We start from the raw sequence: 6,842 nt of genomic DNA on the forward strand, positions 1-6,842 counted from the left end.
GCGGTGACCGCCGCGCCGCGGATCGCCGGCAGGTCGCGGGTCACCCGGGTGCCCGCGACCGCCGGGCCGCCCCGCCCGGCCAGGCCCTTCCGGTACGACACCAGCAGCGGCAGGGAGTCCCGGTGGGCGTCGTCGTAGCCGGACGAGATCAGCTCGGTGACGTCGAAGAGGCGCCGGTCGACCCGCCCCGCGCGGATCAGCGGCAGCGCGTCCCGGGGCGTCACGGTGAGGTGGCCGCGGTCCCGGCCGACCAGGAACCGGGTGCCGGTGCGGCCGGGCCCGGACCGGACGGCGGCCTTGCCGTCGGCGGTGACGGTGACCCGGTCACCGGTGAGCAGGGTGACGGTGACCGGTGGGCGGCCGGCCGTCGGGGCGGGCCGGCCGGCGGTCGGGCCGGTCGGTGTGGTGGCGGGACGGGCGGCGGCGGTGACCGGCGTGCCGAGCACCAGAGCGCCGGCGAGGCCGAGCGCGGCCAGTTTTCTTCTCTTGCGGAGCAACCTTTCCTCCTTGGGAGACGTCTTCATCGATGGGAGCGACATCGATGCGAAGCGTTAGAATTACATACCGGGTATGCAATCGGAAGTCGCCGACCCGACAGATTCCGGGCCGAGCCGGGGCATGATCTGCCGGTGGCCTCCATGAAGGAACGCATGCTCGCCGGCGAGCTCTACGTCGCCGACGACCCCGAGATCATCACCGACCTGGACCGGGCGGCCCGGCTCACCGAACGGTTCAACGCCAGCTCCGCCGACGATCCCGACGGGCGCCTCGCCGCGCTGCGCGAGCTGCTCGGCTCGCTCGGCGAGGGCGCCTGGGTCCGGCCGCCGTTCCACTGCGACTACGGCTGGCAGACCCACATCGGGCCACGCACCTTCGTCAACTTCAACGCGGTCTTCCTCGACGTCGCCCGGATCACCATCGGCGCCGACGTCCAGATCGGACCGAACGTCCAGCTCCTCACCGCGACCCATCCGGTCGAGCCGGAGGCCCGACGGGCCAAGTGGGAGGCGGCGAAACCGATCACCATCGGCGACAACGCCTGGCTCGGCGGTGGCGTGATCGTGCTGGCCGGGATCACCGTCGGAGCCAACACGGTGGTCGGCGCCGGCGCGGTGGTGACCCGGGATCTGCCACCCAACGTGGTGGCGGTCGGTAACCCCGCCCGCCCGGTCCGCTCCCTGGAACAGCCGGCGCCCTGACGTTCACGGGCGGTGGTGGCCCGGCTGCTGCGCCGGGCCGTGCCGTCACTCGGGCAGGGGCTCGGCCAGCCGGACCACCAGGTCGGCATGCTCGGCGGTGCCCGCGACCCGGACGGCGTTCGCCTCGTCGCTGCCCAGCGCCCAGGCGCGCGCCTGTTCCGGGGTCTTCCCGTACGCCTCGTGCCGGGCGGTCAGCCGGCGCACCCGCAGCTCGGCGTCGAGGTCCAGGAACCAGACCTCGTGCAGCAGCGTCCGGACCTCCTCCCACGGGTCGTCGCGCAGCAGGAGGTAGTTGCCCTCCGTCACCACCAGCCGTACCTCGGGCGGCACCTCGATCGCCGCCGCGACCGGCTCCTCCAGATCGCGCCGGAACACCGGCGCCCAGACCGAGGTCGGCTCCAACCGGCGCAACCGGCGCAGCATGGAGACGAACCCGTTGACGTCGAAGGTGTCCGGCGCGCCCTTGCGCCCCTCCCGGCCCAGCCGGACCAGCTCCGACTGGGCCAGGTGGAAGCCGTCCATCGGCACCAGCCGGGCCAACGGTCCGACCTCGGCGACGACCCGCTCGGCCAGGGTGGACTTGCCGGCGCCGGGCGCGCCGGCGATGCCGAGCAGCTGCCGCGGCCCGGCGTCGGCCAGGGCGCGTGCCCGGGCCACCAGGGCGTCGAGGGAGAGCTCCCGGGCCGGCGGCATCAGCCCAGCACCGGCTCGCTGATGGTGAACCGGGCCTCGACCGCCGCCTGCACGGGCTGCGGCTGCGGGTCGAGCTCCAGCTCCGGCGGGGCGGCGCCGGGGCCGCCCTTGGCGAACGCCGCCCGGGCCAGCATCGGCGGCGCAGCGGCGACACCCGTGTCGGCCAGCTCCACCAGGGCGGTCACCCGAGCGCCGAGCGCCTCCGCGTACTCCCGGGCGCGGGCCAGCGCGTCCGCGATCGCGGCGTGCCGCGCCTCACGGTGGGTCGGACTGTCGGGGCGCAGCGACCACCACGGGCCGGCCACCTCGACCTGGTCCTGGTCCGCCAGCCGGAGCATCAGCTCGCCGAGCGCGGTGAAGTCGTGGACCGTCACCGTGGTGCTGACGCTGCCGTGGTACGCCACCACCCGCTCACCGGACCGCCGGGTCTCCGGCCAGACGCGGAGCTGGCCGGTCTCCCGCCGCTCCACCGCCGAGCCAGCCTCGTCGAGCAGCACCCGGACGGCGGCGGTCCGCTCGGCCAGCCGGGTCAGCGTGGTCTCCCGGTCGCGGTCGCGGACGCTCGCGGTCACCGCGAACCGGGCCAGCTCGGGAGGCACCTCCCGGTACGCCTCGCCGCGTACCGACACGACCGGTCCGTCCACCATGCCCCCAACCCTAGGCCCTGTCCGGGCCCGGTGCCGCGTCCCCGGGTCAGGCCGGGTCGGGCAGGTGCGGCAGCCGCGCGGTGTACGTGACCGAGCCGCCGTTCGTCCGGCAGCCGCTGACGTGACCGCCGGCCGCCCCCAGCTCGCGCAGGTAGGCCAGCTCCCCCGCGTGGTCGACGGCGGCCGGGAACTCCCGCTGGTGGACGTCGAAGCGCCGCTCGCCCAGCGTGACCCGGGCGGCCCGCGCCTCGGCCAGCCGGGCGGTCAGCGCCGCGGCGTCGCCGGCCCGCAGCGCGTCAGCCAGTTCGTCGAGCATCGCCCGGACCGCGGCCAGTCCGGTGAGCACCCGTCCCCGGTTGCCGAGCAGCATGTTGGCGGTGCGCTGCGGCGGGCCCCCGGCCACCCGGGTGCCGTCGGCGAAGCTTCCGGCGGCGAGGGAGAGCACGGCGTCGCGCAGCTCCGCGCGCTGCACCGCCCCGGCCAGCCCGGCGGCCAGCAGGTGTGGCACGTGCGAGCTGAGGGCGGCCGCCGCGTCGTGCTCCGGCGCGGACATCGGCACCACCCGGGCCGCGAACACGTCGATGAGCAGGGCCGCGAGCCGGCGGAAGGCGGCCAGCCCGGTGGGGCCCGGGCAGAGCACCCAGGCGGCCCCGGCGAGCAGCCCGGGATCGGCCGCCGCCGGCCCGGCCCGGTCGGCGCCGGCCATCGGATGACCGGGGACGAAGCGGTGGCCGAGGCCCTGGGCGGTGGCTGCCGCGGCCACCTCGGCCTTCGTGCTGCCCACGTCGGTGAGCACACAGTGCTCCGGGGTGGCGGCGGCGACCTGGGCCAGCATGGCCGGCAGGGTGGGCAGCGGACCGCAGAGGAACACCACGTCCCGGCCCGTCACCGCCGCCCGGACGGTGTCCGGACAGGCCACCCCCCACCGGCGCGCGTGCCCCCGGGTGACCGGGTCCGGATCCCACCCGGCCACGTCGAGTCCGGCGTCGCGCAGCCGCAGCAGCAGCGAGCCGCCGATCAGCCCGGTGCCGACCACCGCTGCGCGGACGCCGGCCACCGGCCGGTCGACGGGGTCGGACGCGTCCGGCACCGGCGGGTCGACGGTGTCGGGCACGTCTGGTCCGGTCCCGCCGTGGGTCACCGCCGCCGCCCGAGGATCAGTCGCCCAGCCGGTCGGCGACCGCGGCGATATGCTCGTCGGACTCGGTCAGCGCCGCGCGGACGTGCCGGGCGCCGGCCGGGCCGTAGAAGACGCCGGCGGCCACCAGGATGCCCCGCCGGGCCAGCCAGTCGACGGTCTCCCAGCAGTCCTCGTCCCGCGTCATCCACAGGTAGAGCCCGGCCTCGGAGTGCTCGACGGTGAAACCGGCGCCGGTGAACGCCGCGCGGAGCCGCTCGCGCCGGGCCCGGTACCGCTCCCGCTGCTCGTCGGCGTGCGCCTGGTCGCCGAGCGCGGCCACCATGGCGGCCTGCACCGGAGCGGGCACGATCATACCGGCGTGCTTGCGGATCTTGAGCAGTTCGGCCACCAGCGCCGGGTCGCCGGCCACGAACCCGGCCCGGTAGCCGGCCAGGTTGGAGCGCTTGGAGAGCGAGTGCACGGCCAGCACGCCGTCGTACGACCCGCCGCAGACCTCCGGCGACAGGATCGAGACCGGCTCGGCGTCCCAGCCCAGCGGCAGGTAGCACTCGTCGCTGGCCACCACCGCGCCGCGCTCGCGGGCCCAGTCGACCACCTTGCGCAGGTGGGCGGCGGGCAGCACCCGGCCGGTCGGGTTGCCGGGCGAGTTGACCCAGACCAGCCGGACCCGCGGGTCCGGCCCGAGCGCGGTCAGCGAGTCGGTGCGCACCGTGGTGGCGCCAGCCAGCCGGGCCCCGTCCTCGTAGGTCGGGTAGGCGATGGACGGCACCACGACGACGTCACCGGGGCCGAGGCCGAGCAGCGTGGGCAGCCAGGCCACGAGCTCCTTGGAGCCGATGGTCGGCAGCACGCCGAGCCCGTCGACGCCCGCGCCGCAGGCCCGGGCCACCCACCCCGCGATGGCGTCGCGCAGCGCCGGGGTGCCCGCGGTCAGCGGGTAACCGGGGGCGTCGGACGCGTCCGCCAACGCCCGCCGGATCACCTGCGGAACCGGGTCGACCGGCGTGCCCATCGAGAGGTTGATCAGGCCACCCGGGTGCGCCGCGGCCGTCGCCGCCGCAGCGTCCAGGGTGTCCCAGGTGAAGGCGGGCAGGCGCGACGAGACCGGCGCGGACCGGTTCAGTGGCCCTCTCCGCGCGGCGGCTGGGCGGCCACGAACGACGCGTCCTTCTCCACCTTGCCGATCTTCGAGGCACCGCCGGGCGAGCCGAGGTCCTCGAAGAACTCGTAGTTCGCGCCCGTGTAGTCCTTCCACTGCTCCGGGACGTCGTCCTCGTAGAAGATCGCCTCGACCGGGCAGACCGGCTCACAGGCACCGCAGTCGACGCACTCGTCGGGGTGGATGTAGAGCATCCGGTTGCCCTCGTAGATGCAGTCGACCGGGCACTCCTCGATGCAGGCCTTGTCGAGCACGTCTACGCAGGGCTCGGCGATGATGTAGGTCACCGGTCTTCTCCTCCGCAAGACTCGTCGCGATCACCGCGACCGGTAAGAGCCTAGTATCTCGCCGGGGAGGAGGTCGATCGTGCTCCGACAGCAGGACGTGGGACACCGGATCGTGGTCCGCCGTATTGTGGGGATTCGCGAAGGCCGGCCGCTGTTCACCGACGCTCTGGGCGACCTCGTCGAGCTGAGCGAGAGCCACATCACTCTCGCCACCGACAAGGGTCGGCTCCGGGTCCCCATAGGGGAGGTCCACCGGGCCCGGCGGGTGCCGGCGGCGCGCCGGCCGACCGCCGCCGCGGTGACCGCCCTCGAACTCGCCGCCGACGAGGCGTGGCCCGCCCCGGTACGCGGACGGCTCGGTGACTGGCTGCTGCGCAGCGCGGACAGCTGGACCGGCCGGGCCAACTCGGCACTCCCGGTGGGTGACCCGGACCGCCCGCTGCCTGCCGCGATCGACGCCGTGCAGCGGTGGTACGCCGAGCGCGGCCAGCCCGCCATGGTCAACACCCCGCTGCCGCTCGCCGCACCGGTCGGCGCGGAACTGGACGCCCGCGGCTGGGGCGAGGGCCGACCACTGGTGCTCGTACAGACCGTGTCGCTCGCCACGCTGCCGCCCGCCCCGGCCGGACGGGCCGTCCTGCCCCCCGTGCAGCTGGCCGGTGGGCCGTCCGAGGAGTGGCTGGCCCTAGCCGCCGGGCGCAAGGGCGGCCTGCCGGACGCGGCCCGACACGTGCTCACCGCCGTGGACCGGATCCGCTTCGCCCACGTCCAAGCGGACGGCCGGCTGATCGCGGTCGGCCGGGGCACGGTGACCGGCGCCGGTCGCTGGCTCGGCCTCACCCTGATCGAGGTGGTGCCGCAGGCGCGCCGGCAGGGGCTGGCCGGGCGGATCATCCGGTCCCTGGTCGACTGGGGTGTGGCGGAGGGCGCCACGCACGCCTTCCTCCAGGTCGAGCAGCGCAACACCCCGGCCGTGGCGCTCTACCGCGGCCTGGGCTTCACCACCCACCACACCTACCTGACCCGGGTCGCCCCGGACTGAGCCAGAGGGTTTCGCCAGGTCATCGAGGGTACGGAGGTAAGCCCGTACCCCGGAAGGAAGGACCTGCTCGATGGCCAGGCAGAGCGCATCGGGGCGCGCAGGCGGCTCGGCGGCGACGAAGAACGCCCCCGGCAACCAGACCCCGAACACCCCCCAGGTGAACGAGAGCGAGATCGCCCGACTCAAGGTCGACCAGCTCCGCGACCGACTCCGCCGACGCGGCGTCACCGGCACCGCCGACATGCGCAAACCCGAACTCGTCGACGCCCTCGTCCGCGCCCTGCGCGAGGGCCGGCCCACCACCCGGTCGGCCACCGGACGCGGCGCTGCCGCGCGGGGCGGTTCCGGCCCGGGGTCCCGAAGCGCCGCCCGCTCGGGGTCGCGTCCCGCCGCCGGCTCCCGGCGCGGCGGGACCGGTGAGCAGCCGGGCAACCAGACCCCGAACACCCCCGAGGTGAACGAGAGCGAGATCGCCCGACTCAAGGTCGACCAGCTCCGCGACCGACTCCGCCGACGCGGCATCACCGGCACCGCCGACATGCGCAAACCCGAACTCGTCGACGCCCTCGTCCGCGCCCTGCGGGAAGGCCGCCCCACCACCCGATCGGCCGCCGGCCGCGGTTCCGGGGCACGCCGGACCGGGTCGGGCTCCCGCCGCACCTCCAAGCGGGCCG

At 75.5% G+C, this 6,842-nt stretch carries 7 protein-coding genes and 2 pseudogenes; 3 read left to right on the plus strand and 6 right to left on the minus strand.

Annotated elements, in window-relative coordinates; translation table 11 throughout:
* A pseudogene (locus tag ACWEVO_RS25555) lies at positions 1 to 497 on the minus strand (S8 family serine peptidase); the annotation flags it as partial.
* Positions 498 to 629: 132 nt separating this feature from the next.
* Here ACWEVO_RS25555 and ACWEVO_RS25560 point away from each other — a divergent pair.
* Positions 630 to 1,199 (plus strand): sugar O-acetyltransferase, encoded by a 570-nt coding sequence (locus ACWEVO_RS25560; RefSeq protein ID WP_452310055.1) that lies wholly within the window; start codon positions 630 to 632, stop codon positions 1,197 to 1,199.
* A gap of 45 nt (positions 1,200 to 1,244) precedes the next feature.
* Here ACWEVO_RS25560 and ACWEVO_RS25565 read toward each other — a convergent pair whose 3' ends face one another.
* From ACWEVO_RS25565 to fdxA, 5 genes are all read right to left on the minus strand, one after another.
* Positions 1,245 to 1,892, minus strand: coding sequence for a nucleoside/nucleotide kinase family protein (locus ACWEVO_RS25565; protein ID WP_452310056.1), 648 nt, complete (start codon positions 1,890 to 1,892; stop codon positions 1,245 to 1,247).
* Positions 1,892 to 2,539 (minus strand): SIMPL domain-containing protein, encoded by a 648-nt coding sequence (locus ACWEVO_RS25570; protein ID WP_452310057.1) that lies wholly within the window; start codon positions 2,537 to 2,539, stop codon positions 1,892 to 1,894. Before ACWEVO_RS25570 ends, ACWEVO_RS25565 begins: the two co-directional genes overlap by 1 nt.
* 46 nt (positions 2,540 to 2,585) lie before the next feature.
* Positions 2,586 to 3,629, minus strand: a complete 1,044-nt coding sequence (locus tag ACWEVO_RS25575) for a prephenate dehydrogenase (RefSeq protein WP_452310059.1) — start codon at positions 3,627 to 3,629, stop codon at positions 2,586 to 2,588.
* 67 nt (positions 3,630 to 3,696) lie between these two features.
* A complete protein-coding gene (gene dapC / locus ACWEVO_RS25580; RefSeq protein ID WP_452310060.1) occupies positions 3,697 to 4,803 on the minus strand; it encodes a succinyldiaminopimelate transaminase in 1,107 nt (368 codons plus the stop codon).
* Positions 4,800 to 5,126: a ferredoxin gene (fdxA, locus tag ACWEVO_RS25585; RefSeq protein ID WP_089005361.1), complete on the minus strand. Its 327-nt coding sequence runs from the start codon at positions 5,124 to 5,126 to the stop codon at positions 4,800 to 4,802. Before fdxA ends, dapC begins: the two co-directional genes overlap by 4 nt.
* Positions 5,127 to 5,205: 79 nt before the next feature.
* Here fdxA and ACWEVO_RS25590 point away from each other — a divergent pair, with 79 nt between their 5' ends.
* Positions 5,206 to 6,168: a GNAT family N-acetyltransferase gene (locus ACWEVO_RS25590; protein ID WP_452310058.1), complete on the plus strand. Its 963-nt coding sequence runs from the start codon at positions 5,206 to 5,208 to the stop codon at positions 6,166 to 6,168.
* Between the two features lie 70 nt (positions 6,169 to 6,238).
* Positions 6,239 to 6,842 (plus strand): annotated as a pseudogene (locus tag ACWEVO_RS25595) (hypothetical protein); the annotation flags it as partial.

Source organism: Micromonospora sp. NPDC003776, assembly GCF_053605645.1.